The following is a 24,598-nucleotide window of genomic DNA, read 5'->3' as shown; positions in this document are numbered from 1 at the left end:
GGCCCGCTCAGGAGGCGTGCGAGGCGGAGGCGCCGTCGTCCTGGGTGGCCGCGTCCGGTCGGGTGCTCTCCTCCGGCAGGCCGAGGTCGATCGCCGGGGTGTCCTTCCACAGGCGGTCCAGCGCGTAGAACTCGCGGTCCTCGCGATGCTGGACGTGCACCACGAAGTGTCCGTAGTCGAGCAGCACCCAGTGGCCGTCGGACCGGCCCTCGCGACGCAACGGCTTGAGCTGCTCGTCCTTCAGCAGCGCCTCCTCGACGCCGTCGACGATCGCGTTGACCTGACGCTCCGAGGCGCCGGAGGCGATCAGGAAGGCGTCGGTGAGGCCGAGCCGCTCGGCGACGTCGAACGCGACGATGTGCGTGCCGAGCTTGTCCGCGGCGGCGGCCGCGGCGGTGGTGAGGGCGTCCAGGGTGGTCTGGGGAACGGTCACGAGGTCTCCTCTTCCGAGACGTAGAGGTGGTGCTTGGCGATGTATTGGACGACGCCGTCCGGGACGAGATACCAGACGGGCCGGCCCCGGCGGACGCGCTCCCGGCAGTCCGTGGAGGAGATCGCCATGGCGGGGATCTCCATCAGGGAGACGTCGGCGCCCAGGCCCATGTCCGAGAGGTCGTGGCCGGGACGGGTGACACCGACGAAGTGCGCCAGGTCCCAGAGTTCGTCCACGTCCTTCCACGTGAGGATCTGGCCCATGGCGTCCGCGCCGGTGATGAAGAACAGCTCGGCGTCCGGGTGCAGGCGGCGCAGGTCCCGCAGCGTGTCCACGGTGTAGGTCACGCCGGGGCGGTCGATGTCCACGCGGGAGACGGTGAACCGGGGGTTGGAGGCGGTGGCCACCACGGTCATGAGGTAGCGGTCCTCGGCCGGGGAGACCTGCCGGTCCGACTTCTGCCACGGCTGGCCCGTGGGGACGAAGACGACCTCGTCCAGCTCGAACTCGGCGGCCACCTCGGAGGCGGCCACGAGGTGCCCGTGGTGGATCGGGTCGAAGGTGCCGCCCATGATGCCGAGGCGACGACGGTGCGCGCCCCCGGCGGTGGGCGCGGGGACGGGTGTGCGGGAGGCGACGGTCATGCGCTCAGGAGACGAACGGACGGCCCGCCGCGTCGCCCCCGGCGGAGGCGGCGACGCGGCGGGCCGGTGAGACGTCAGTGACCGGAGGTGTGCGAGCCGCGGCCGGTGCCGTGGTGCTGGACCGCGGTGGTGGGCTCGGGCAGGCGCAGCGCGCGGGAGCGCATGGACATGGTGGCGGCCAGGGCGGCCATCAGCAGCGCGAAGACGAGCAGGCCGTACCAGATGGGGTCCATCGGCAGCTCGTTGACGACGTGGTGGCCCTCCTCGGCGGCGGCCAGGATCAGGGAGGTGTTCAGCATGGATGCTCCTCGGTGCAGCGGGTCAGACGGCCGGGCCGGGGCCGGGCCGAAGGGGTCCTGGTGTCCATCGTAGCCCGGCTCAGCGGCGGATCTGCCCGTCGCCGCGCAGGATCCACTTGGTGGTCGTGAGCTCCTCCAGGCCCATGGGCCCGCGGGCGTGCATCTTCTGGGTGGAGATGCCCACTTCGGCGCCGAGGCCGAGCTCGCCGCCGTCGGTGAAGCGCGTGGACGCGTTCACGATGACGGCCGCGGCGTCCACCTCGGTGATGAACCGCTCGGCCGCGGCCAGGTCGTTCGTGACGATGGCCTCGGTGTGGCCCGTGGACCACCGGCCGATGTGCTCGATCGCCTGGTCGAGGGAGTCCACGACGCGCACGGCCATCTCCATGTCCAGGTACTCGGTGCCCCAGTCCTCCTCGGTGGCGTCCACGGCGTCCCGGGCGTGGTCGCCGCGGTCGGCGAGCGTGGGCAGCCAGGCCCGCGCGGCCTCGTCCACGTGCAGCAGCACGCCGGCACGGGTGAGGGCGCGCAGCACTTCTCGGCCCACCTCCTCCGCGTCCCGGTGGAGCAGCAGGGTCTCGGCCGCATTGCACACGGAGGTGCGGTGGGTCTTCGAGTTGAGCACGATGTCCACCGCCATCTGCTTGGGTGCGGAGGCGTCCACGTACAGGTGCACGTTGCCCTCACCCGTCTCGATCACGGGCACCCGGGCCTCACGGACCACGCGCTGGATCAGCTCACGGCCGCCGCGCGGGACGAGGACGTCCACCGCGCCACGGGCGGCCATCAGGGCGGCGACGCCAGGACGTCCGAGGTCGTCGATGCCCTGGATGATGTTGGGGTCGAAGCCCTGGTCCACGAGCGCCTCCCGCAGCACCTGGATCAGGACCGCATTGGTGGACTCCGCGGCCGAGCCGCCGCGCAGGATCACGCCGTTGCCCGACTTCAGGGCGATGCCGGCGATGTCCACCGTGACGTTCGGACGGGCCTCGTACACGGCGCCCACGACGCCCAGGGGCACCCGCACCTGGCTCATCCGCACGCCGTTGGGCAGCGGGCCGCCGCGGACCACGGTGCCCACGGGGTCCGGCAGGCCGGCCAGGGTCTCCAGGGCGAGGGCCAGCGCCTCGACGCGCGCCTCGTCCAGCTTGAGGCGGTCCAGCATGGCCGCCGAGGTGCCGGCCTCGCGGCCGCGGCTGCGGTCCTCGCGGTTGGCCGTGATGATCGCGGCCGCGTTGGCGCGCAGGGCCTCGGCCATGTGGCGCAGGACGGCGTCCTTGCGGACGCGGCCGGCGGTGGCCAGCTCGGGCACGGCCTGACGCGCCCACTCGGCCCGTTGGCGGACGGCCTCCTCGACCTCGGGCGTCGGCGCCTCGGCGTCCTGGCGGCCGGACTGATCCTGGGGTGCGGTGCTCTCGGTGGTCTGCATGCCCCCAGCCTATCGAGCGCCCCGGACGAGGCACGAGGCCCCGGTCCGTCGCCGCGGCCGGAGCCCGTGCCGGTCAGCGCTGCGGCGGAGCCAGGCGCACCCAGTCGTCGGCGTGCACGACGACGCCGTCGTAGCCCGCGCCCAGGTCCTCGCGGAGGTCGGCGGTCGTCCGCCCGAGCATGGCGGGCAGCTGCGACGAGGAGTACTGCACGAGGCCGCGCGCCCGCACCCGGCCGTGCGCGTCCACGATCTCGACGACGTCGCCCGGCGTGAAGTCGCCCGTGCAGCCGGTGATGCCCGCGGCCAGCAGGGAGCGGCCGCGGTCGATCGCCCCGGCCACCGCGCCGTCGTCGATGACGAGCCGGCCCCGGACCTCCGCCGTGAGGCCGAGCCACGCCGCGCGCGCGGACCGGCGGCGGCCGGTGGCGGAGAACCACGTGCCCACGTCCTCCCCCGCGAACGCGGCGCCCGCGTTCGCGGCCGAGGTGAGCAGGGTCGGGATGCCGGTGGTGGCCGCGATGCCGGCCGCGTCCACCTTGGTCACCATGCCGCCCGTGCCCACGCCCGCGGAACCGGGCACGCGCACGTCGACGCCGGCCAGATCGTCGTCCGAGGTGACCTCCGGGATGCGCCGTGCGTCCGGGTTCGAGGGGTGGCCCGTGTAGAGGGCGTCCACGTCCGAGAGCAGGACCAGCAGGTCCGCCTTGCAGAGGTTGGCGGTGAGGGCCGCGAGGCGGTCGTTGTCACCGAAGCGGATCTCGCGCGTGGCCACGGCGTCGTTCTCGTTCACGATCGGCATCACGTCGAGCGTGAGCAGCCGCGACAGAGCGCGGTGCGCGTTCGTGTACTGGGTGCGCCGCATGAGCTCCTCGGCGGTCAGCAGCACCTGGGCCACCTCGGTGTCGTGCCGGCCGAAGCTCGTGGTGTAGTGCGCCATGAGCTTGCTCTGTCCGACCGCCGCCGAGGCCTGCTGGGTGGCGGTGTCCTTGGGGCGTCGGCCCAGCCCGAGGTGGGGGAAGCCGGCCGCGACGGCACCGGAGGACACGAGCACCACCTGGGTGCCCTTCTGCCGCTCAGCGGCGAGGACGTCCACGAGGCGGTCGATGGCCTCCACGTCCAGGCCGTCCGGGGTGGTCAACGAGGACGAGCCGATCTTCACGACCACCCGGCGTGCGGCCTGCATCGTCTCCCGCGAGGTCACGGGGTTGGCCCGCGGGTCCTCGGAGCCGCGCGTGGCGGGGGTCGGATAGCGGGTGACGACGGTGCGCCGCACGGACATGGATCATCCCTCTCGATCGTCGGTGCCGTTCCACAGGCCGGAGCGTCGCTCGGCCTCCATCTCGGCCCGGGTCGCCGCACGGGCGGCGCGCCGGGCATCCTGCTCGGCGCGCTTCTCCGCGCGGGTCGCGCGGGTGCGCTCGTCGAGCCGCAGGTCGGTGCCCCGGGGCCCGGCGAGCAGCTCGGCCCCCGCGGACAGCGTGGGCTCCCAGTCGAAGACGACGCCCGTGACGTCGTCGCCGATCACGACGGCGTCGCCCGGCTTCGCACCGGCCTTGAACAGGCCGTCCTCGACGCCGGCCCGCTGGAGCCGGTCCGCAAGGTAGCCGATCGCCTCGTCGTTCTGGAAGTCCGTCTGGGCGACCCACCGCTCGGGCTTCTCGCCGCGCACGCGGAACAGCGGCTCGAGGTTGCGCTCCTCGCGGCGGATCGTGAATTCGGCCCGCTCGCCACGGCGGCGATGCCGGCGCGGCACCTCGACGGGCGCGGCCGGCACGGGCTCGACCACCCGGGAACGGGCCTCGGCCACGAGCTCGGCCATGGCGTACTTGAGGGCGTCCAGGCCCTCGCGGGCCAGCGCGGAGATGTCGAAGACCCGCAGGCCGCGGCCCTCGAGCTCGTCGCGGACCATGTCCGCCATCGCGGCGCCGTCGGGCAGGTCGGTCTTGTTCAGGGCGATGAGGCGGGGCCGCTCGTTCAGCGGCACGACGCCCTCCCCGCCCTGGGAGAAGACGGGCTCCACCGCGTAGGCCTCGAGCTCGGCCTCGATGGCCTCGAAGTCGGCGATCGGGTCCCGGTCGGACTCGAGGCTGCCGCAGTCGAGGACGTGCACGAGCGCGGCGCAGCGCTCCACGTGGCGCAGGAACTCCAGGCCGAGGCCGCGGCCCTCCGAGGCGCCGGGGATCAGGCCCGGGACGTCGGCCACGGTGAAGCGCACGTCGCCGGCCTGCACGACCCCGAGGTTGGGCACGAGCGTGGTGAACGGGTAGTCCGCGATCTTGGGGCGGGCCGCAGACAGGGCCGCGATGAGGGAGGACTTGCCGGCCGAGGGGAAGCCCACGAGCGCGACGTCCGCCACGGTCTTGATCTCGAGCGTCAGGTCCCGGCTCTCCCCCGGCAGGCCGAGCAGCGCGAAGCCGGGCGCCTTGCGCTTCACCGAGGCCAGGGCCGCGTTGCCGAGGCCGCCCTGACCGCCGGCGGCAGCCACGTAGGTCGCGCCCTCCCCCACGAGATCGGCCACGATGTTGCCCTGCTCGTCCTTGACTACCGTGCCGTCCGGCACGGGGAGCACGAGCGACTGGCCGTTCTTGCCCTCGCGGTGGTCTCCCATGCCCGGCTGGCCGTTCTCGGCGGACCTGTGCGGGGCGTGGTGGTAGTCCAGCAGCGTGGTGGTCTGCGAGTCCACCACGAGGGTGATGTCGCCGCCGTCGCCCCCGTCGCCGCCGTCGGGGCCACCCAGGGGCTTGAACTTCTCGCGATGCACGGAGACGCACCCGTGCCCGCCGTTGCCGGCGGTGAGGTGGAGGACCACGCGGTCCACGAAGGCTGCCATGGGAGTGCTCCTAGGGGCTGGAGGGATCGGACTCAGACGGCCCAGGGGCCGGAGACGCCGACGGCGGGGGCGGGTCCGGTGGATGCCGGGCCCGCCCCCGCCGGGGCGTCAGGGGGTGCGGGTGTCCTCGCCGGGCGAGGGTCCGCACGCAGACCGCACGAGTGTCAGATCACTCCGCGGCGGGGACGATGTCCACGACCTTGCGGCCGCGGCGCTGGCCGAAGGCCACGGAGCCCGCGGACAGCGCGAAGAGGGTGTCGTCCTTGCCGCGGCCGACGTTGCGGCCCGGGTGGAACTTGGTGCCACGCTGGCGGACGATGATCTCGCCGGCGTTAACGTCCTCGCCGCCGTAGCGCTTGACGCCGAGGTACTGCGGGTTCGAATCGCGGCCGTTCTTCGAGGAACTGCCGGCCTTCTTATGTGCCATTGCTGTTGCCTAACCTCTCGGATGCTCGGTTTCGCTGGTGCCGGTGACGGCTCAGGCGATCCCGGTGATCTTGACCGTGGACAGCTCAGAGCGGTGGCCCTGGCGCTTCTTGTAGCCGGTCTTGTTCTTGTACTTCATGATGACGACCTTCTTGCCACGGGAGTGGGAGACGACCTCGGCGGTCACCTTCACACCGGCGGCATCGGCGCCAGCCTTGACCTCGTCCCCGTCCACCAGCATCAGAGCGGGCAGCTCGACGGAGCCACCGGTCTCAGCGGGAACGCGGTCAAGGGTAACGAGGTCTCCGACGGAAACCTTCTCCTGGCGGCCGCCAGCGCGGACAATCGCGTACACCACTTGGGACTCACTTCTCTCGACGTTTCAATGGATCAGATCGGGTTCTGCTCGCCCGCACCTCGACCGCGGCTGCGTCCGGGTCCGGCGGTCCCTCACCGGGACATGCGGGAGCGTGCGGGCGGTGAACACCGATGGTCCAGCATACTCGCTGCCGGGCGTCCGGACCAAACAGAGGCGTGTCGGCGCGTCGCCGCCGCCCGGGGCAGACCCGGGACGGCGGCACCGACGACGGTCAGCGGCCGCGACGGGCCAGGTCGGCGGCCTTCACGCCGACGCCGAGCATCACCGGGGCGGCACCCTGCGGCTCGGCGGGGGTGGACGCTTCGGCCACGGCCGCGGTGAAGCGGCCGCCCTGGGCGCCGCCGGGCGCGGCCTGGACCTGGACGTGGACGCCGTCGGACGACACGGCGCGACGCGAGCGCCGGCGCGGCGATCCGGGCGCCGGGGCCGCCTGGGCCTCGGCCGGGGCGTCCGCGGCGGACGCCTGTTCCGCGTCCGCCGCGGGCTCCGCCGTCGGGTCGGTCGCCGCAGGCTCCACCATCACGGCCTCCTCGACGGCGGCCGGGGCGGCGGGCTGCTCGTGGACCTCGGTGGCGTCCGTGGACTCCTCGGGCGAGGGCTCGGTGGCCTCCACCGGAGCCGCGTCCGTGCGGTCGGCCGTCCGCTCGGCGGACGCGTCCGCACCGGCGGCCGTACGGACGACACCGTCGCTCGAGGCCCGGCGGGACCGGCGGCGCCGGGGCGCCGGGGCATCCTCGGCGGGCACCGGCTCCGATGCGTCCTCCGCGGGCGCGGCCGCCGAGGACTCGGCGTCCGCGGCGTCGTGTCGCGACGGCGTGGCGCGCTCCGCGCCCTGGTCCTCGGCGTCGGTCTCGGTCGAGGCCGCCTCGCCGTCCCGCCGGGACCGCCCACGGCCACCCCGGCGACGCCGGGACCGGCGGGGACGGTCGTCCTGCGCCTCCGCGTCCTCCGGGGACTCGGCCTCGGCGACGGCGGCCACGGCCTCCTCGGCCTGCGCGACCGGGTCCTGGTGCTCGGGGACCTCGGAGGCGGCCGGCTCGGCGGCCTCCTCCTCGGTCTGACGGGGCTGATCGGCGGACGCGGCGGTGCCGTCGTCGTGCGACCGCGCGGCATCCTCGGAGCCCGCGGCCTCGGCGCCGGTGTCCGCCGACTCCTCGGTGCGGCCCCGGCCACGGCGGCGGCCCCGACGACGCCGGCGACGCGGCGTCTCCTCCTCGTCCGTCCCGGCCGGCTGCCCGGCCTCCGCGGGCCCGGCCGACGCGGCCTCGACGGCCTCGGCCGCGGAGTCCTCGGCGGGGGCGGACTCCTGCTCGGCGGGGGCGGACTCCTGGGCGGGGGTCTCGTCCTCGGCCACCTTGCCGGAGGCCTTCGCGATCGAGTGCAGGGCGACCCGGGCGGCCTCGGCCCGCTCACGGCGCTGCCGCTCGTCCTCGGAGTCGACGTGCTCGGCGCCCGTCGTCGTGGCCGCGGCGGCGTGGGCGTGCTCGCCCTCGCCGTTGCCCCGGCGCCGGCGACGACGGCGGCCCTCCGCTTCGCCGCGCTGCTCACCGCCGGAGCGGCCCCGCTCGACGGGGGTGTCCTTGATGATGATGCCGCGGCCGGCGCAGTGCTCGCAGGTCTCCGAGAACACCTCCACGAGCCCGGTGCCCATGCGCTTGCGCGTCATCTGGACCAGGCCGAGCGAGGTCACCTCGGCGACCTGGTGCTTCGTGCGGTCCCGGCCCAGGCACTCCACGAGACGGCGCAGCACGAGGTCGCGGTTGGCCTCGAGCACCATGTCGATGAAGTCGATGACGATGATGCCGCCGATGTCCCGCAGGCGCAGCTGCCGGACGATCTCCTCGGCGGCCTCGAGGTTGTTCTTGGTGACGGTCTCCTCGAGGTTGCCGCCGGAGCCCGTGAACTTGCCGGTGTTCACGTCCACCACGGTCATGGCCTCGGTGCGGTCGATCACGAGCGAGCCGCCGGAGGGCAGGTACACCTTGCGCTCGAGCGCCTTGTGGAGCTGCTCGTCCACGCGGTGGGTGGCGTACAGGTCCTCGCCGTCGTGGTCCTCCGGCACCCAGTGGTGCAGACGGTCCAGCAGGTGCGGGGCCACGTAGGTCACGTAGGCCTCGATGTTGTCCCACGTGGCCTCGCCCTGCACGAGCATGGCGGAGAAGTCCTCGTTGAAGACGTCGCGGACCGTCTTGATGGTCAGGTCCGGCTCGGCGTAGAGCAGCTCGGGGGCGAGCACCTTGGTGCCGGACGCCTTCTCCTGGATGCCCTCCCACTGGGCGCGCAGACGGTTGATGTCGTTCTGCAGCTCCTGCTCGGAGGTGCCCTCGGCCGCGGTGCGCACGATCACGCCGGCGTCCTGCGGCAGGTGGTCCTTGAGGATCTTCTTCAGACGCGAGCGCTCCACGTCCGGCAGCTTGCGGGAGATGCCGGTCATCGAGCCTCCCGGCACGTACACGAGGTAGCGGCCGGGCAGGGAGACCTGGCTGGTCAGACGGGCGCCCTTGTGGCCCACCGGGTCCTTGGTGACCTGGACGAGCACGGTGTCGCCGGACTTGAGCGCGTTCTCGATCTTCCTCGGCTTGCCGTCCAGCTGGGCGGCGTCCCAGTTGACCTCGCCCGCGTAGAGCACGGCGTTGCGTCCGCGGCCGATGTCCACGAACGCGGCCTCCATGGACGGCAGCACGTTCTGGACCTTGCCCAGGTACACGTTGCCGATCATCGAGTCCTGCGTGGTGTGCGAGACGAAGTGCTCGGCCAGCACGCCGTCCTCGAGCACGGCGATCTGGATGCGCTGGTCGCGCTGGCGCACCAGCATCTTGCGGTCCACGGCCTCGCGGCGGGCCAGGAACTCGGCCTCGGTGATCACGGTGCGGCGACGCCCGCCCGAGCGGGAGTCGCGGCGGCGCTGGCGCTTCGCCTCGAGCCGGGTGGAGCCCTTGACGCTCTGGACGGTGTCCGAGGCGGTGCCGACGGCCTGGCGCGGCGCGCGCACGCGGGTGACGGTGTGCTCGGGATCGCCGGCCTCGCCGCCGTCGAGCTCCATGTCCACCTCGCCGCGGCGGCGTCGGCGGCGCCGCCGGGAGACCACGGCGCCCTCGGCCCGGTCCTCGGACTCTCCGGCGTCCTCGTCCTCGGAGCGCTGCCGGGACGTGGTCTCGGTGCGCAGGACCTCGATCAGGTTCGCCGGCACGGCGAACGGGTCGGTCGGGTCGACCTGCAGCGTCGGCGCGCTCGGCTCCTCGGCCGGGTCCGCGGCGTCGTCGGACGCGGCGGTCCGCTCCGGCTCCGCCCCGTCGGCGGTGTCCGCCGCGGTCTGCGTCACGGCCTGCTCGGCCGTCTCCTCCACGCGTTCGTCTGCGCGGGTCGTGTCCTCGTTGTTGGCCGCCATGGCAGCACCTCCCGCCGACCGACGACGCCACACTCGCCGCCGCCCGGCGTGTCCGCGTCCGCCGCCGGCCGCGTTGCCCCGGGCGCCGTGCGCCACGGGTGCGCCGGGAGGCGGACTCCGAGAAGTCATCGGGTGGACCGCGTCGACCGTCAGGGCCCGGCGCGGAACCGCTGCGCCCTCGAGATCGGGGCCTGGGCGTCACGTGCCGTCCGCCGGCCGGCGCACGGACGCACACGGGCGAGGCCCGGCGTCCACCTCCCGCACGATGCTCGACGCGGGGGCGCCTCGGCGGCGGCCCGACGTCGGGCGCGCAGCGGGCTGCCCCGCGGTGTGGCCACGGGACGGCCAGGGCCGATTCTCTCACATCCGCCCCGGGCACGCGCCTAGAATCGTGTCCATGCCTGCGACCCCGCTGACGGACGACATCCGCCTCTCCCCCGCCGACGACATCCCCGCCGAGGAGGCCCGGCTCACCTGGTACGCCCGGCCCGCGGGCACGGCGGCGCTGCTCCTGATCACCTCGCTCGTGGCGCTGACGGCCACCATCATCATCATCGTCGAGCGCGCCCTCCTCACCGCGGACCCGACGCACCGCACGTCCTGCGACCTCAACCCGTGGGTGTCCTGCGGCCAGGTGATGCAGTCGTGGCAGGCCCACACCTTCGGCTTCCCGAACACGTACATCGGCGTGGTCGCGTTCTCCGTGCTCATCACCGTGGGGATGTCCCTGCTCGCCGGCGCCCGCTTCGCCCGCTGGTACTGGCTGCTGATGAACGCGGGGATCCTGGCGGGCTTCGCGTTCTGCGTGTGGCTCTGGTACTCGGCCGTCTACAGCATCGGCACGCTCTGCCTCTACTGCATGATCGTGTGGGCCATGGTCATCGCCCAGCTCGTGCTCGTGACGTCCCGGAACCTGCAGACCGGCACGCTGCCGGCCCCGGCCGGTCTCGTCCGCCTCGCCCGGGAGCTGGCCTGGCCCGTGATCGTGCTCCTCTACGTCCTGGTGTTCGCCTCGATCCTGCTGGAACTGGGCCTCGGGGTCATCGGGATCGACTGAGCCCGCGCTCCCCCACCGGGCACGACGACGGCGGCCGGTCACCCCACCAGGGTGACCGGCCGCCGTCGTGCGGGCCCGGAACGGGCTCAGCCGAACCAGATCGCGAGCTCGCGCTCGGCCGAAAGGGTCGAGTCCGAACCGTGGACGAGGTTCTTCTGGACGGCCTCGCCCCAGTCCCGGCCCAGGTCGCCGCGGATGGTGCCCGGGGCGGCCACGGTGGGGTCGGTCTTGCCGGCCAGCGAGCGGAACCCCTCGATCACCGAATCGCCCGTGACGCGCGCGGCCACCACGGGGCCGGAGGCCATGAACGCGACCAGCGGCTCGAAGAACGGCTTGCCCTGGTGCTCCTCGTAGTGGCGCTCCAGCATGGCACGGGTGGGCGTGAGCATCTTCAGATCGGCGATCACGTAGCCCTTGCGCTCGATGCGCGCGAGGATCTCGCCGACCAGGTTGCGGGCCACCCCGTCCGGCTTGATGAGGACGAGGGTCTCTTCGGTCTGGTGCGTCATGGGGTGTGCTCCTAGCGTCGTCGGACGGCCGCGAGCGCGGTCCGGTTCCCGCCCCACCCTAGTGGGGCCCGGGTCTCAGCGTCCGTGCTCGGCCTCCCAGGCGGCCTCGAGGCGGTCGCGCTGGGCGTTCTCGACGTCCATGGCCCCGCCCTTGATCACGGCGTACGCCCACGTCAGCGCGAAGAGGGCCCCCACCACGAACATCGAGTACTCCCAGAAGCCGGAGGCCAGCAGGACGGCCTGGATCGCCCAGCCGATCGCGATGCCGACGGGCCTGCGCACCAGGGCGCAGGTCAACACCGCGACGACGGCCAGCGCGGAGTAGCCCGCCACGAACCACCAGGCGCCCGGCTCGTCCCGGTGCATGCCGAACAGCATGAGCCCGAGGAAGAAGATGAGCACCGCCTCGAGCATGAGGATCGTGGAGGTGAACAGGGCGCGCACGGAGCGGCGGCGCCGACGAGTGCCGGGGCGCCACTGCCGCTGGGCTCGCGTCTCACGCGCGGGGCGCCAGGACTCGTCGCCGAAGCGCCCCTGCTCCGTGGCGCCTCCGGTCTCCGGCTGGTCGGGGGTCATCGGTCCTCCTCCGGCCGGCGGCGGGCGCCGGCGTCGTCGCGGTCCTCGAGCAGCTCGAGGATCTCCGGATCCAGATCGTCCTCGTCGGCGTCCGCCAGCCCGACGGCGTCGAGCAGGTCGGCGGGGTCGAGGCCGCGGGCGGCCACGGTGACGGGGCCGGCGTGGCGGGGCTCGCCCACGAGGGTGCGGACCTCCGCGGCCAGGGTGATCGAGCCGAGCACGAGCACGCCGCCGCCGGTGCCAGAGGCCAGTTCATCCGCACTCGTCTCCAGGGCCTCCGCGCGGCCGACCGCCCACTCCAGGGCGTCCGGCACGGACTCGGTGGCGTACACGTCATCCTCGGGCCAGCCGGCGTCGACGGCCATGCGGGCCAGCTCCCCGGCCGGGATGGCGCGGGCCGAGGAGGACTGCGTCACCGCGAGGTCCTCCACGTCGTCGCCGAACGCCCGGTAGAGCGCCGCGAGCATGCCCGGCGCGTCCTTCTCCTGGAGGATCCCGACGACCAGCGAGAGGCGGGTGAAGCCGAACGCCTCCTGCACCGCGCGGGCCGTGGCCCGCACGCCGTCCGGGTTGTGGGCGGCGTCCACGATGAGCGTGGGGGCGGTGCGCAGCACCTCGAGCCGGCCGGGCGAGGTGACCTGGGACAGCCCCTCGCGCAGCAGCTCCTCGTCCAGCGGTCGCTCGCCGCCGCCCAGGAACATCTCCAGGGCCGCCACGGCCACCGCGAGGTTCTGCGCCTGGTGCTCCCCGAGCAGCGGCAGGAACAGGTCCCGGTACTCGGCCGCGAGGCCACGCACGGACACCTGCTGGCCGCCCACGGCCAGGGAGCGCTCGAGCACGCCGAACTCGACGCCCTCGAAGCGGAACGGCACGTCGGCCGCTCGGGCCGCCTCGAGCAGCACCTGGGCGGCGTCGCGCTCCTGGGCGGCGGAGACGAGGGCGCCGCCGGGCTTGATGATGCCGGCCTTCTCCTCGGCGATCTCGGCCTCGGTCTCCCCCAGCAGGTCCGTGTGGTCCAGGGAGATGGGGGTGACCACGGAGACGACGGCGTCCGCGACGTTGGTCGCGTCCGTCACGCCCCCGAGGCCCACCTCGAGGACGACGACCTCGACGGGCTCGTCCGCGAACACCGCGAAGCCCAGCGTGGTGACCGCCTCGAAGTACGTCAGCGGGACCTCGCCCGCCGCCTCGAGCTCCGCGTCCACGGTCTGCACGATCGGGAGGATCTCCCCCCACACGCGCACGAAGGTCTCGTCGGCGACGGGGGCGCCGTCGATGCTGATCCGCTCCGTGACGCGCTGCAGGTGCGGCGAGGTGTAGCGCCCGGTGCGCAGCCCGTAGGCGCGCAGGACGGCCTCGACCATCCGCGCCGTGGACGTCTTGCCGTTGGTGCCGGTCAGGTGGATCACCGGGGCCGCGTGCTGCGGGTCGCCGAGCAGCGCGAGCACGCGCCGCATCGGCTCGAGCCGCGGCTGCATCTTGTTCTCCGGAGCGCGGGCGAGCAGGTCCCGGTAGACCTCCTCGACCGTGCCCGGGACGTCCCCGCGCATCACGCGTCCGCCTTCGCGACGGTGACGGCCACGGTCTTCATGGCGTCGTCGGCCGGGTCCTTGCGCGGGTCGGCCGCGCCGGAGTCCACGAGCTCCAGGTCCACCGTGAGGGTCTCCTCCGCCACGAGGCCGCGGTGGGCCTCGAGCGCCGCCACCACGGCGGTGGGGCCCTCGATCCGCGTGCGCACGCGGTCGGAGACGTCCAGGCCGGCGTCCTTGCGGGCCGCCTGGACGGCGCGGACCACGTCCCGGGCGGTGCCCTCGGCGGCCAGCTCCGCGGTGACCTGCGTGTCCAGGACGAGGAAGCCGGCGGTGCCGGGCAGCACGCCCACCGTGGTCCCCTCGGGGGCACCGGTGGAGACGGTGCGCAGCTCGTAGAGCGCGGGGGCCAGGGTCACGGTCTCGCCGTCGGCGAGCGTGACCGCCAGGCCCTCGGCCGTCTCCTCGTAGGCGCCGGCGTCGACCGCCTGCTTCACGAGCGGCACCTGCCTGCCGAACGCCTTGCCGAGCTCGCGGAAGTTCAGCTTCAGCTCCGTGCCGATGCCGTAGCGGGCGATCGCCTCCTCCGAGAGCTCGGTGAGCTCGACGTCCTTGAGGTTCAGCTCGTCCGCCACGATGCGGGCGTAGGTGCCCTCGAGGCCCGCCGCGTCCGGGACGACGACGGACAGGCGGGGCAGCGGCAGGCGCACCCGGCGCCCGGCCCCCTTGCGCAGGGCCGAGCCGGCCGAGCTGATGCGGCGCACGGCGTCCATGCGGGCCACGAGGGAGTCCGCCTCGGGCCCGTGGGGGAACAGGTCGGCGTCCGGGTAGTCGGTCAGGTGGACCGAGCGGCCGCCCGTGAGACCGCGCCAGATCTCCTCGGCGATCAGCGGCATCAGCGGCGCGGCGGCCCGGGTGAAGGCCTCGAGAACGGTGTAGAGGACGTCGAAGGCGACGGTGTCCTCGTCGAAGAACCGCTCACGGGACCGGCGGATGTACCAGTTGGTCAGCGTGTCCATGAAGCCGCGCAGCGCGTCCGTGGCGTCCGAGACCTCGTAGGCGTCCAGGCCGGTCTTGACCTCCCGCAGCATGCGGCCCGTGGCGGCCAGGATGTACTGGTCCAGGGGGTCCTCGGCGGTGTGCCGCTCCTGCGCGCGGTACCCCTCGGGGCGGGCGCCGCCGTCGTGCGCGGTGTTCGCGTACAGGGTGAAGAAGTGGTAGGCGTTCCACGCCGGCAGCAGCACCTGGCGGACGCCCTCGCGGATGCCCTCCTCCGTGACGATCAGGTTGCCGCCGCGCAGGATGGGGCTGGCCATGAGGAACCAGCGCATGGCGTCCGCGCCGTCGCGGTCCAGGACCTCCGTGACGTCTGGGTAGTTGCGCAGCGACTTGGACATCTTCTGTCCGTCCGAGCCGAGCACGATGCCGTGCGAGATCACGTGGGAGAAGGCCGGCCGGTCGAACAGGGCGGTCGCCAGGATGTGCATGGTGTAGAACCAGCCGCGCGTCTGGCCGATGTACTCCACGATGAAGTCCGCCGGGTTGTGCGTGGGGAACCAGTCCGCGCGCTCGAACGGGTAGTGCACCTGGGCGTACGGCATGGAGCCGGAGTCGAACCAGACGTCCAGCACGTCCTCGACCCGGCGCATGACCGCACCGGCCGCGGCGGCCTCGGGGTCCGGGTGGGGGCGGGTGAGGTCGTCCACCCACGGGCGGTGCAGGTCCACCTCGCCCTGGGCGTTGCGCGGCAGGCGGCCGAAGGCCTCCTCGATCTCCGCGAGCGAGCCGTAGACCTCCTGGCGGGGGAAGTCGGGGTGGTCGGACTCCCACACCGGGATGGGCGAGCCCCAGTACCGGTTGCGGGAGATGGACCAGTCGCGCGCGTTGGCGACCCACGTGCCGAACTGCCCGTGCTTCACGTTGCCGGGGATCCAGGTGATCTCCTCGTTCAGCTCGAGCATGCGCTCCTTGATCTGGGTGACCTTGACGTACCAGGACGTCACCGCGCGGTAGATCAGGGGCGTGCGGCACCGCCAGCAGTGCGGGTAGGAGTGCTCGTAGGAGGCTTCGCGGGCCACGCGGCCCAGGGCGCGCAGGGCGCGGATGATCGTGCGGTTGGCCTCGAAGACCTGCACGCCGGCGATCTCGCGCAGGTCGCCGCGCCCGACGTCCTCGCGGGCGAACAGCGGCAGGAACCGGGCACCGGAGTCCACGGAGAGCAGCACGGGGATGCCGTTGGCCTCGCACACGCGCTGATCGTCCTCACCGTAGGCCGGCGCCTGGTGGACCACGCCGGTGCCGTCCTCGGTGGAGACGTAGTCGTCCACGAGGATGCGGTGGGCGCCCTCGACGCCGAGGTCACGGCCGTTGACGGTGAAGGTCTCCCCGCGGTGGGCGTCGAACACGTCCGTGAACAGCGGCGCGTAGGCCAGGCCGCCGAGGCGGGCGCCGGGGATCGTCTCGGTGACCGCGGCGCGGGCGGCGTCGGCATCGGCGTAGCCGAGCTCCCTGGCGTGGGCGCCCACCAGGTCCACGGCCAGGAGGAAGCGGTCCCCGTCCGCGGTCGCGCCCTCGGGGCCGGCCGGCACCACGGCGTACTGGATCTGGGGGCCGACGGCGAGGGCCGCGTTGGTCGGCAGCGTCCAGGGCGTGGTGGTCCAGGCCAGGACGTGGACGCCGGCCAGGTGCGCGGCGAGCGCCGCGTCGGCGCCGCCGTCGGGCACGAGGGCGGGGTCCGCCGGGAGGCCGGTGATCGGGAACGTGACGGTGACCGAGGGGTCCTGGCGCATCTTGTAGACGTCGTCGTCCATGCGCAGCTCGTGGTTGGACAGCGGGGTCTCGTCGTTCCAGCAGTAGGGCAGGACGCGGAAGCCGCGGTAGGTCAGGCCCTTGCGGTGCAGCTCGGAGAAGGCCCAGATCACGGACTCCATGAAGTCCGGGGTGAGGGTCTTGTAGTCGTTCTCGAAGTCGACCCAGCGGGCCTGGCGGGTCACGTAGTCCTGCCACTGGTCCGTGTACTTCAGGACCGAGGAGCGGCAGGCGTCGTTGAACTTGTCGATGCCCATGGCCTCGATCTCGGACTTGTCCGTCATGCCCAGCTGCTTCATCGCCTCGAGCTCGGCGGGCAGGCCGTGGGTGTCCCAGCCGAAGCGGCGCTCCACGCGGCGGCCCTGCTGCGTCTGGTAGCGGGCCACGAGGTCCTTGACGTACCCGGTGAGCAGGTGGCCGTAGTGCGGCAGGCCGTTGGCGAAGGGCGGGCCGTCGTAGAAGACGAACTCGTTCTGCGAGCCGTCCTCGTTGAAGGCGGGACGCTGGTCGATCGAGGCCTGGAAGGTGCCGTCCTCGTCCCAGTACGCCAGGATGCGGCGCTCGATCTCCGGGAAGCGCGGGGAGGCGGGGGTGCGGCCGTCAGGGGCGGAGGAGGCGAGGGGGTACACGGGGGTCCTTTGCGTCCGGGGCGTCGGTTCCGTGCAAGGACGCCCGAGGGCCCGACCCTCCGGCCGGCCGCGGACGCGGTACCACCTTGCTTGCCGGCGTCGGGAGGTCCCCGGGGTGCCGGCCGCTTGATGACTGCTGTGACGGGCTTACCCGTCCGGTTCTACTGGGGCCGTGCGGCCCGTTCTTCCGGAGGCTCGCCGGTGATGGCCGGGTCGACGCCTGTGCCCGCCAGTGTAGTGGACGATGCGCCGGCCCGTGGCCGCGGGCCGGAGCGCATCAGAGGGCGGTGCGCACGGCCGCCGACGCGTCGCCGTCGAGCTCCACGTGGACGGCGTCCCGGCCCGAGGCCCAGAGGAGGAGCTCCCCGACCTCGCCGGTCACCGTGACGGGCGCCCGCAGCGCCACGGCCCCACGGGTGACGGTGACCGGGGCGCGACCCGGGCCCTGGAGGACCACCGGCGCCGCGGACTTACGCAGGAACAGCGGGGCCATGCGGCGCAGCGAGCGGTAGAGGGCGTCCTCCTCGTCCGGGGAGAACGAGCGCGGGGCGGGCAGCGAGCCGCCGGCCGACGACTCGCCGCGCCGGACGTCCTCGAGGTGGATGAAGTGCTCGGCCGCGTTCACGTGCCTGTCCGCCGCCCGCATGGGGTTCAGCGCCGACGGGCCCGCGGCCCACTCCCGCACGACCTCGGCGTAGTCGCGGCGCTTGGTCTCCGCGGTCAGGCGGTCGAGGTGGCGGGACAGCGGCGGGATGAACAGGGCGGCGAAGGCGTCGGGCCGGCGCTCCCGCAGCCAGAGGTGGGCGGCGAGGTCGCGGGTGCTCCAGCCGCCGCACAGGGTGGGCGCGTCGGGGCCCTTCTCAAGCAGGAGGTCAGCGAGGCGGGCGCGTTCGGCTGCGGCGAAGGTGGTCATGGGCACCACGGTAGGGAGCGGGCCGCGGCGCGGGCGAGGGGTGGGCCGCGCCCGGCCGCGAATCCACCCGACGGGAGGGCTCAGCCTCCGGCGCCGAGGAGGACGCTCTCCCGGGAGATGCGGGTCATCTCCTCCCGGTCCACGACCTTCACCCGCTCCCGCGCCACCGGACCGGTCTGCGTCGCCTGCGCACCCAGGGACTTCTCATGCTCATCCAGAGCATGCCACCCAGCCCACGTCGTGTACGGCACCTCACGGGACTCGAGCAGCTCGATCACCGACTCCTCCGAGGGCTCCTGAGCCCTCCACAGCCCCGGCTCGTCCTCGATCAGATGCTTGATCGTCTCCAGAGAGTCACCCTTGGTGTGCCCGATCAACCCCACCGGGCCCCGCTTGATCCACCCCGAGGCATACAGGCCCGGCACCGGGGCACCGTCCGCGTCCAGCACCCGGCCTTCCGCATTCGGGATCACCCCACGCACCTCATCGAACTCCACCCCCTCCACCGGGGACCCGAAGTACCCCACGGCCCGGTAGACCGCCTGCACCGGGTAGTCCACGGTCTCGTCGGTCGGGCGGACCCCACCGGAGCCGTCGAGCTCCATGCGGCGCATCCGCAGACCGTCCACCCGGCCGTCCCCGTCCTCGTCCAGGAACTCCTCCGGAGCCTGCAGGAAATGCAGGTGCAGCCGGCGCGAGGCGCTCTGCTGACGATCCTCCTGCTCCATGAGCCAGTTCGTCAGCGTCCCGACCATGGTGCGGACCTGGTTGTTCTCCTCGATCGCCTTCTCCGAGGCCTCATCGAAGTCGAAGTCCTCCTCGTACAACACGATGTCCACATCCCGGGAATGCGCCAGCTCCCGCAGCTCCAACGGGGTGAACTTCACCTGCGCGGGTCCGCGCCGGCCGAACACGTGCACGTCCGTGACCGGGGACGCGGCCAGGTCCCGGTACACGTTGTCCGGGATCTCGGTGGGCAGCAGGTCCTCGGCATGCTTGGACAGGATCCGGGCCACATCCAGGGCCACGTTCCCGTTGCCGATCACCGCGACCTGCGTGGCCTCCAACGGCCAGTGCCGCGGCACGTCCGGGTGCCCGTCGTACCAGGACGCGAAATCCGCGCCACCGAACGAGCCGGCCAACTCCACCCCCGGCACGTCCAGGGCCGCGTCCCGCACAGCCCCGGTGGAGAACACGATCGCGTCGTAATGCCGACGCAGATCCGCCATCGTCAGGTCCGTGCCGTAGTCCACGTTGCCCAGGAAACGGATGTCCCCGCGGTCCATGACCTTGTGCAGGGCGGTGACGATGCCCTTGATGCGCGGATGGTCCGGGGCCACCCCGTAACGGATCAGACCGAACGGGGCCGGGTACCGGTCGAACAGGTCGATGCTGACACGGAAGTCCCGCTCCTCCTTGGTCAGGATGTCCGCCGTGTACACCCCGGCGGGTCCGGCACCGATGATGGCGATGCGCAACGGGCGGTCAGGCCTCGAGGACGAGGGGGTCGGGGTCATGCTCGTGCTCCTTCGGAGGTCGGGTTCAGGGTCGAGATCGGGGCAGGGATGCCGGCCGCAGGCGCGCCGGTGGCGTAGGGGCTCAAGCGCACGACGTCGCCCACGACGATCACGGCGGGGTTCTCCACACCGACGGCGGCCGCCTGCGCGGCGATGGTCTCCACCGTGCCCACGGTGACCCGCTGGTCCGGCATCCAGCCGCGCTCGATGATCGCCACGGGCGTCGCACCGTCGAGGCCGCGCTCCGTCAGTCGGCGCGCGGTGTCCGCGAGCCGGCGCACGCCCATCAGCAGGACGAGCGTGTGGTCGGACCGGGTGGGCACTTCGGACAGCTCTTCGTGGCCGGTCACCAGCGTGAAGCCGGTGGCGACGCCGCGATGGGTGACCGGGATCCCCGCGGCGGCGGGCACCGAGACGGCGCTCGTGACACCGGGCACCACCTCGACGTCGACGCCGTGGGCGCGGCAGTGCGCTGCCTCCTCGCCGCCGCGGCCGAGCACGTACGGGTCGCCGCCCTTGAGCCGGACGACGAGGCGGCCGGCCCGGGCCTCCCGGACCAGGACGGCGTTGATCTCGTCCTGCGTGGCCAGGTGGTTCCCGGGGGCCTTGCCGACCTCGATCACGGGCACCGCCGGGTCCAACTCGGCCAGGAGGGCGCGCGGGCCCAGCCGGTCGGCGACCACCACGTCGGCCTCCGCGAGCAGCTGCCGGCCGCGCACGGTGATGAGCCCGGAGTCGCCGGGGCCGCCGCCGACGAGGGCCACGCGGCCGGGCTCGGAGGACGCGCGCCGCCGGCGCAGGGGCAACCGCCCCGTGGACAGGGCGAGGGTGATCGCGTCCTTCAGGGCGCGGGCGCGGCGAGGGTCTCCCCCGGCGTTGACGGCCACGGTCACGTCCCCGGCCCGGACGACGGCGGGCGTCCAGGCGGCGGAGGACTCGGCGTCGGAGGCGTCGACACACCAGACGCGGCGGGCCTCGGCGTCGGAGGCCACGGCCCCGTCCACGGCCCGGTCGCCGGTGGCGGTCTGGGCGAACCAGACCCCGTCGAGGTCGGACGGGCGGTAGGGGCGGCGGTGCAGGGTGAGCAGACCGGCCGCCGCGAGCCGCTCCACCTCCTCCCCCGGCTCCGGGGCCACCACGGTGACGAGCGCACCGGCGTCGAGGAGGGCGCCCACGCGGCGGCCGGCCACGCGCCCGCCGCCCACCATCAGGACGGGCCGGCCGAGCAGACGCAGGGAGGTGGGGTACAGATCGGACGCGGTCATCGCGTGCTCCCTTCCAGCAGCCCCCGGCGGCGCAGCATGCGCCGCTCGACGGGGCCGAATGCGGTCAGTTCGACGAGGACGCCGACGGCCAGGATGGCCAGGACGGCGCAGAGGACGACGGCGAGGTCGGACTCGGTCCGTCCCTGGTGGAGCAGGGTCCCGAGTCCGACGCCCATGGGCCCGCCGACGGCGATGATCTCGGCGGCCATGAGGCCTCGCCACGCGAAGGCCCAGCCCTGGCGCAGGCCGGAGACGAAGGCGGGCAGGGCGGCCGGGAGGACCACCAGCAGGGCGGTCTCGAGGCGCGAGGCGCCCAGCACGCGGGCCGCGCGACGCAGCTGCGGCGGCACCTGGTCCGTGCCGGTGGTGAGGCCGGCGACCACGGCGGGGACGGCGCCGGTGAGCATCACGAAGTACGCGGTGGCGTCGCTGAGGCCGAACCACAGCACCGCGAGCGGCACCCAGGCCACGTTGGGCAGCACCATCAGTGCCGTGAGCAGCGGGCCGAACGCCCGTCGCAGGACGCCGACCTGTCCGAGCACGAGGCCCAGCCCGACGCCGACGACCACGGCGAGTGCGAAGCCCACGACGGCGCGGCCCACCGACGTCGCCACTGCTTTCTGGACGAGGCCCTGGGCCCACAGCGCCCCGAAGGCCCCGAGGACGTCGCCGGGACCGGTGATCGGCTCGCCGCGCGCACCGGCCAGCCACGCGGCGACCTGCCAGATCGCCACGAGCAGGACGACGGCGGCCACCGGGAGCAGGACCCGGCTCCAGTCCCACCCGGCCAGACCCGCCCGGGGGGCCGAGTCGACGGCCTGGAGCGCGTCGAGGCCGCTGTCGAGCTCGCGCAGCTCGTCGTCGGCGGCGGCCCCTGGCGCGCGGCCGGGGGCGTCGAGGGTGGGGGTGTCAGTGCGCATGGCGACGGATCTCCTGACCGAGTCGGGCAGTGATGGCGGCCGTGAGGGCGGCCGCGGCGGGCGCGTCGTGGCGGGCGGCTGCGGGCACGTCCCATTCGGCGACGACGTGGCCCGGCCGTGAGGACAGCAGCAGCACCCGCTGGCCGAGGCGGACGGCCTCGGCCACGTTGTGGGTGACGAACACGACCGTCCGACCGGTCTGACTCCACACCCGCTCGAGCTCCACGTGCAGCAGGTCGCGGGTGATCGCGTCCAAGGCCGCGAACGGCTCGTCCATGAGCAGCAGGGGGCGGTCCTGGGCGAGGGCCCGGGCCAGGGCGACGCGCTGGCGCATGCCGCCGGAGAGCTGGTGGGGTCGCAGGTCGGCGGCGTCGCCCAGGTGGACGAGGCGCAGCAGCTCCCCGGCACGCTCCCGACGCTCCCCCGCGGCCACACCGGCGAACCGGAGGGCGAGCTCGATGTTGCCGCGGGCGGTGAGCCACGGGAAGAGGGCGGCGTCCTGGAACATGAACGCGGCCCCCTCCCGGGGGGTCTTGACGACGCCCGCGGTGGGCGCCTCGAGCCGGGCGATGAGGTTCAGCAGGGTGGACTTGCCGCACCCGGACGCGCCGAGCAGGCAGACGAACTCGCCCGGCTCGATCCGCACGGAGACGTCCTCCAGCACGGGCGTGGGCCCGCCGAAGCTCTTGCCCACGTCCTCCATCACCACTGTCATGACCGCTCCCGTCGCGCCGTCGTCATCCGGATCAGGCCTCGTTGCCGCCACGCACCATGCCGGCGGCGAGCGTGGCCCCGTCCTGGGGGTCGATCACGAGGAACGCCCCGGTGCGCCGATGCACGGCGTAGGGCTCCACGGGCAGCGGCGCGGCCAGGTGCAGGCGCACCTGTCCGATGTCGTTGAGCCCGAGGGTCTCGGCCGGGTCGAGCCGCAGGGTGTCGAGGTCGAGCCGACCGGCCACCTCCTGGACGAGCGCCCGGACGACGGCGGTGCCGTGCTTGACGAGGACCTGCTGCCCGACGCGCAGCGGTGCGGCGGAGACCCAGCACAGCGCGGCGGCCACCTCCGTGGTGGGGCGCGGGGCGGTGTCCGCGGCGGCGATCGTGTCCCCGCGGGCCACGTCCACCTCGTCGGCCAGGCGCAGGACCACCGACTGCGGGGAGGAGGCCTCCTCGAGGGATTCCCCGGCGGCGTCCACGCCCACCACGGTGGTGGTGCGCGCCGGCTGCCCCGGGGTGAGGACGGCGACGGCGTCCCCGGGCCGGACGGTGCCCGCCACGACCTGCCCGGCGTAGCCGCGGTAGTCGCGGAACACCTCGGGGTCGAGGCCGGGGGCCAGGGCGCCCTGGGGGCGCACCACGAGCTGCACCGGGAAGCGGAAGGAGGCGGCGGCGTCGTCCTCGGCGTCCGCCCCGGGCAGGGACTCGAGCAGCTCCATGAGCGTGGGGCCGGTGTACCAGTCCGTCCGCTCGGAGCGGGTGACCACGTTGTCGCCCTGGAGGGCGGACACCGGGACGCTCACCGCGTCGGAGAGGCCGAGCTCCCGGGCCACGCGCCGCACGTCCTCGGCGATCGCGGTGAAGACCTCCTCGGCGTAGTCCACGAGATCGATCTTGTTGACCGCGACGATCACGTGCGGCACCCGCAGCAGGGCCACCACGCTGAGGTGGCGTCGGGTCTGCTCCACCACGCCCTTGCGGGCGTCCACGAGCAGCACGACGGCGTCGGCCGTCGAGGCGCCCGTGACGGTGTTCCGGGTGTACTGCACGTGCCCGGGGCAGTCGGCCAGCACGAAGGTGCGCCGGTCCGTGGCGAAGTACCGGTACGCGACGTCGATCGTGATCCCCTGCTCCCGCTCGGCGCGCAGGCCGTCGGTCAGCAGCGCCAGGTCCAGCCCGCCCTCGGCGCCGCCGAAGCCCCGCTCGGCGGAAGTGCGGGCCACGGCCTCGAGCTGGTCGGCCAGGACGGCCTTGGAGTCGTGCAGGAGGCGGCCCACGAGGGTGGACTTGCCGTCGTCGACCGAGCCGGCCGTGGCCAGGCGGAACAGGGTCCCGGCGGGGGCGCGCCGGTCCAGCAGTGCGGTGCTCATCAGAAGTACCCGTCCTTCTTGCGATCTTCCATGGCCGCCTCGGAGATGCGGTCGTCGGCGCGGGTGGCCCCGCGTTCGGTCAGGGTGGAGGCGGCGACCTCGAGCACGACGTCCTCGACGGTGGCGGCCTCCGAGAGGACGGCGCCGGTGCAGGACATGTCGCCCACCGTGCGGTAGCGCACCGTCCGCGTGGTGACCTCCTCGTTCTCGGCCGGGCGGGAGTGCTCCCCCACGGCGCGCCACATTCCGTCGCGGCGGAAGACCTCCCGCTCGTGCGCGTAGTAGATGGAGGGCAGCTCGATGCCCTCGCGGGCGATGTACCGCCACACGTCCAGCTCGGTCCAGTTGCTGATGGGGAACGCGCGGACGTGCTGGCCGGGGGTGTGACGGCCGTTGTAGAGGTTCCACAGCTCGGGGCGCTGGTTGCGCGGGTCCCACTGGCCGAACGCGTCCCGCAGGCTGATGATCCGCTCCTTGGCCCGCGCCTTGTCCTCGTCACGGCGGCCTCCCCCGAAGACGGCGTCGAACCGGTTGGTCCGGATCGTGTCCAGCAGGGGGGTGGTCTGCAGGGTGTTGCGGGTGCCGTCGGCGCGCTCACGCAGCTCGCCGCGGTCGATGTACTCCTGCACGGAGCCCACCACGAGCCGCAGGCCGAGCCGCTCCACCGTGCGGTCGCGGAACTCGAGGACCTCGGGGAAGTTGTGGCCGGTGTCCACGTGGACCACCGGGAAGGGGATCCTGCCCGGCCAGAAGGCCTTCGCGGCCAGGTGGAGCATCACCACCGAGTCCTTGCCGCCCGAGAAGAGCATGGCGGGGCGCTCGAACTCGGCCACCACCTCGCGGACGATGTGGATCGCCTCGGCCTCCAGGGCGTCCTGGACGTCGGGCCCGGCGGGGCTCACGGTCCCCGGGTCGGGGGCATGGGTGAGGGTCATCGTGTCTCCTTGGTCTGTCTCGGGT

The 24,598-nt window shown here is 73.5% G+C and carries 20 protein-coding genes and 1 pseudogene; 1 reads left to right on the top strand and 20 read right to left on the bottom strand.

Going from position 1 to position 24,598, the window contains the following annotated elements; all coding sequences use genetic code 11:
• Positions 1–7 precede the first annotated feature (7 nt).
• The 9 genes and pseudogenes from rsfS to O3T09_RS01800 form a co-directional block, all read right to left on the bottom strand.
• The gene (gene rsfS, locus O3T09_RS01840; protein WP_036316941.1) at positions 8–433 is read right to left on the bottom strand and encodes a ribosome silencing factor; all 426 of its coding nucleotides are present in this window, start codon (positions 431–433) and stop codon (positions 8–10) included.
• Positions 430–1,077 (bottom strand): nicotinate-nucleotide adenylyltransferase, encoded by a 648-nt coding sequence (nadD, locus tag O3T09_RS01835; protein WP_036316939.1) that lies wholly within the window; start codon positions 1,075–1,077, stop codon positions 430–432. Before nadD ends, rsfS begins: the two co-directional genes overlap by 4 nt.
• A 74-nt stretch (positions 1,078–1,151) precedes the next feature.
• The gene (locus tag O3T09_RS01830; protein ID WP_036316935.1) at positions 1,152–1,376 is read right to left on the bottom strand and encodes a hypothetical protein; all 225 of its coding nucleotides are present in this window, start codon (positions 1,374–1,376) and stop codon (positions 1,152–1,154) included.
• Positions 1,377–1,455: 79 nt separating this feature from the next.
• Complete coding sequence (locus tag O3T09_RS01825) at positions 1,456–2,805, bottom strand: glutamate-5-semialdehyde dehydrogenase (RefSeq protein ID WP_036316932.1); 1,350 nt, start codon at positions 2,803–2,805, stop codon at positions 1,456–1,458.
• 73 nt (positions 2,806–2,878) lie between these two features.
• Entirely contained in the window at positions 2,879–4,084 is a 1,206-nt protein-coding gene (proB, locus tag O3T09_RS01820; RefSeq protein ID WP_036316929.1) for a glutamate 5-kinase, read from the bottom strand.
• A gap of 30 nt (positions 4,085–4,114) precedes the next feature.
• Positions 4,115–5,635: pseudogene (gene obgE, locus O3T09_RS01815) on the bottom strand (GTPase ObgE); the annotation flags it as partial.
• A gap of 169 nt (positions 5,636–5,804) precedes the next feature.
• Entirely contained in the window at positions 5,805–6,062 is a 258-nt protein-coding gene (gene rpmA, locus O3T09_RS01810) for a 50S ribosomal protein L27 (protein WP_002853915.1), read from the bottom strand.
• A 51-nt stretch (positions 6,063–6,113) separates the two neighbouring features.
• Positions 6,114–6,419: a 50S ribosomal protein L21 gene (gene rplU / locus O3T09_RS01805; RefSeq protein ID WP_002853919.1), complete on the bottom strand. Its 306-nt coding sequence runs from the start codon at positions 6,417–6,419 to the stop codon at positions 6,114–6,116.
• A 232-nt stretch (positions 6,420–6,651) separates the two neighbouring features.
• The gene (locus O3T09_RS01800) at positions 6,652–9,828 is read right to left on the bottom strand and encodes an Rne/Rng family ribonuclease (RefSeq protein ID WP_230297497.1); all 3,177 of its coding nucleotides are present in this window, start codon (positions 9,826–9,828) and stop codon (positions 6,652–6,654) included.
• A gap of 397 nt (positions 9,829–10,225) precedes the next feature.
• Between O3T09_RS01800 and O3T09_RS01795 the strand changes: the two genes are divergently transcribed.
• Entirely contained in the window at positions 10,226–10,885 is a 660-nt protein-coding gene (locus tag O3T09_RS01795; RefSeq protein ID WP_044659082.1) for a vitamin K epoxide reductase family protein, read from the top strand.
• An 86-nt stretch (positions 10,886–10,971) separates the two neighbouring features.
• On the opposite strand, the gene ndk is transcribed toward O3T09_RS01795, so the two are convergent.
• From ndk to cysD, 11 genes are all read right to left on the bottom strand, one after another.
• Positions 10,972–11,394: a nucleoside-diphosphate kinase gene (gene ndk, locus O3T09_RS01790; RefSeq protein WP_044659083.1), complete on the bottom strand. Its 423-nt coding sequence runs from the start codon at positions 11,392–11,394 to the stop codon at positions 10,972–10,974.
• A gap of 75 nt (positions 11,395–11,469) precedes the next feature.
• On the bottom strand, positions 11,470–11,970 hold the full coding sequence (locus tag O3T09_RS01785; RefSeq protein WP_044659084.1) for a DUF4233 domain-containing protein: 501 nt from the start codon (positions 11,968–11,970) through the stop codon (positions 11,470–11,472).
• Positions 11,967–13,520 carry a bifunctional folylpolyglutamate synthase/dihydrofolate synthase gene (locus O3T09_RS01780; protein ID WP_044659085.1) on the bottom strand — a complete coding sequence of 518 codons (1,554 nt, stop codon included), beginning with the start codon at positions 13,518–13,520 and terminating at the stop codon, positions 11,967–11,969. Before O3T09_RS01780 ends, O3T09_RS01785 begins: the two co-directional genes overlap by 4 nt.
• Positions 13,520–16,936: an isoleucine--tRNA ligase gene (ileS, locus tag O3T09_RS01775; protein ID WP_049147772.1), complete on the bottom strand. Its 3,417-nt coding sequence runs from the start codon at positions 16,934–16,936 to the stop codon at positions 13,520–13,522. The genes O3T09_RS01780 and ileS overlap by 1 nt, the downstream gene beginning before the upstream one ends.
• A gap of 277 nt (positions 16,937–17,213) precedes the next feature.
• Positions 17,214–17,849 carry a TIGR03085 family metal-binding protein gene (locus O3T09_RS01770; protein WP_041104913.1) on the bottom strand — a complete coding sequence of 212 codons (636 nt, stop codon included), beginning with the start codon at positions 17,847–17,849 and terminating at the stop codon, positions 17,214–17,216.
• An 80-nt stretch (positions 17,850–17,929) separates the two neighbouring features.
• The gene (locus tag O3T09_RS01765; RefSeq protein ID WP_269295301.1) at positions 17,930–19,366 is read right to left on the bottom strand and encodes an FAD-dependent oxidoreductase; all 1,437 of its coding nucleotides are present in this window, start codon (positions 19,364–19,366) and stop codon (positions 17,930–17,932) included.
• Positions 19,363–20,631, bottom strand: coding sequence for a uroporphyrinogen-III C-methyltransferase (gene cobA, locus O3T09_RS01760; RefSeq protein WP_144825992.1), 1,269 nt, complete (start codon positions 20,629–20,631; stop codon positions 19,363–19,365). The genes O3T09_RS01765 and cobA overlap by 4 nt, the downstream gene beginning before the upstream one ends.
• Positions 20,628–21,551 (bottom strand): ABC transporter permease, encoded by a 924-nt coding sequence (locus O3T09_RS01755; protein ID WP_144825993.1) that lies wholly within the window; start codon positions 21,549–21,551, stop codon positions 20,628–20,630. The genes cobA and O3T09_RS01755 overlap by 4 nt, the downstream gene beginning before the upstream one ends.
• On the bottom strand, positions 21,541–22,266 hold the full coding sequence (locus O3T09_RS01750; protein ID WP_144825994.1) for an ABC transporter ATP-binding protein: 726 nt from the start codon (positions 22,264–22,266) through the stop codon (positions 21,541–21,543). The genes O3T09_RS01755 and O3T09_RS01750 overlap by 11 nt, the downstream gene beginning before the upstream one ends.
• A gap of 31 nt (positions 22,267–22,297) precedes the next feature.
• Positions 22,298–23,638: a sulfate adenylyltransferase subunit 1 gene (locus tag O3T09_RS01745; protein ID WP_269295300.1), complete on the bottom strand. Its 1,341-nt coding sequence runs from the start codon at positions 23,636–23,638 to the stop codon at positions 22,298–22,300.
• The gene (gene cysD, locus O3T09_RS01740) at positions 23,638–24,573 is read right to left on the bottom strand and encodes a sulfate adenylyltransferase subunit CysD (protein ID WP_061867768.1); all 936 of its coding nucleotides are present in this window, start codon (positions 24,571–24,573) and stop codon (positions 23,638–23,640) included. The genes O3T09_RS01745 and cysD overlap by 1 nt, the downstream gene beginning before the upstream one ends.
• Positions 24,574–24,598 lie beyond the last annotated feature (25 nt).

Origin of the sequence: Micrococcus sp. H39-S4 (assembly GCF_027158145.1) — a bacterium.
Lineage (GTDB): Bacteria > Actinomycetota > Actinomycetes > Actinomycetales > Micrococcaceae > Micrococcus > Micrococcus luteus.
This window is presented reverse-complemented; position numbering and strand designations above follow the sequence as displayed.

Excerpts from the sequence above, each read along its gene's own strand:
- nadD (WP_036316939.1), bottom strand. The coding sequence starts at position 1,077 with ATGACCGTCGCCTCCCGCACACCCGTCCCCGCGCCCACCGCCGGGGGC.
- O3T09_RS01830 (WP_036316935.1), bottom strand. The coding sequence starts at position 1,376 with ATGCTGAACACCTCCCTGATCCTGGCCGCCGCCGAGGAGGGCCACCAC.
- O3T09_RS01825 (WP_036316932.1), bottom strand. The coding sequence starts at position 2,805 with ATGCAGACCACCGAGAGCACCGCACCCCAGGATCAGTCCGGCCGCCAG.
- proB (WP_036316929.1), bottom strand. The coding sequence starts at position 4,084 with ATGTCCGTGCGGCGCACCGTCGTCACCCGCTATCCGACCCCCGCCACG.
- rpmA (WP_002853915.1), bottom strand. The coding sequence starts at position 6,062 with ATGGCACATAAGAAGGCCGGCAGTTCCTCGAAGAACGGCCGCGATTCG.
- O3T09_RS01800 (WP_230297497.1), bottom strand. The coding sequence starts at position 9,828 with ATGGCGGCCAACAACGAGGACACGACCCGCGCAGACGAACGCGTGGAG.
- O3T09_RS01795 (WP_044659082.1), top strand. The coding sequence starts at position 10,226 with ATGCCTGCGACCCCGCTGACGGACGACATCCGCCTCTCCCCCGCCGAC.
- ndk (WP_044659083.1), bottom strand. The coding sequence starts at position 11,394 with ATGACGCACCAGACCGAAGAGACCCTCGTCCTCATCAAGCCGGACGGG.
- O3T09_RS01785 (WP_044659084.1), bottom strand. The coding sequence starts at position 11,970 with ATGACCCCCGACCAGCCGGAGACCGGAGGCGCCACGGAGCAGGGGCGC.
- O3T09_RS01780 (WP_044659085.1), bottom strand. The coding sequence starts at position 13,520 with ATGCGCGGGGACGTCCCGGGCACGGTCGAGGAGGTCTACCGGGACCTG.
- O3T09_RS01770 (WP_041104913.1), bottom strand. The coding sequence starts at position 17,849 with ATGACCACCTTCGCCGCAGCCGAACGCGCCCGCCTCGCTGACCTCCTG.
- O3T09_RS01765 (WP_269295301.1), bottom strand. The coding sequence starts at position 19,366 with ATGACCCCGACCCCCTCGTCCTCGAGGCCTGACCGCCCGTTGCGCATC.
- cobA (WP_144825992.1), bottom strand. The coding sequence starts at position 20,631 with ATGACCGCGTCCGATCTGTACCCCACCTCCCTGCGTCTGCTCGGCCGG.
- O3T09_RS01755 (WP_144825993.1), bottom strand. The coding sequence starts at position 21,551 with ATGCGCACTGACACCCCCACCCTCGACGCCCCCGGCCGCGCGCCAGGG.
- O3T09_RS01750 (WP_144825994.1), bottom strand. The coding sequence starts at position 22,266 with ATGACAGTGGTGATGGAGGACGTGGGCAAGAGCTTCGGCGGGCCCACG.
- O3T09_RS01745 (WP_269295300.1), bottom strand. The coding sequence starts at position 23,638 with ATGAGCACCGCACTGCTGGACCGGCGCGCCCCCGCCGGGACCCTGTTC.
- cysD (WP_061867768.1), bottom strand. The coding sequence starts at position 24,573 with ATGACCCTCACCCATGCCCCCGACCCGGGGACCGTGAGCCCCGCCGGG.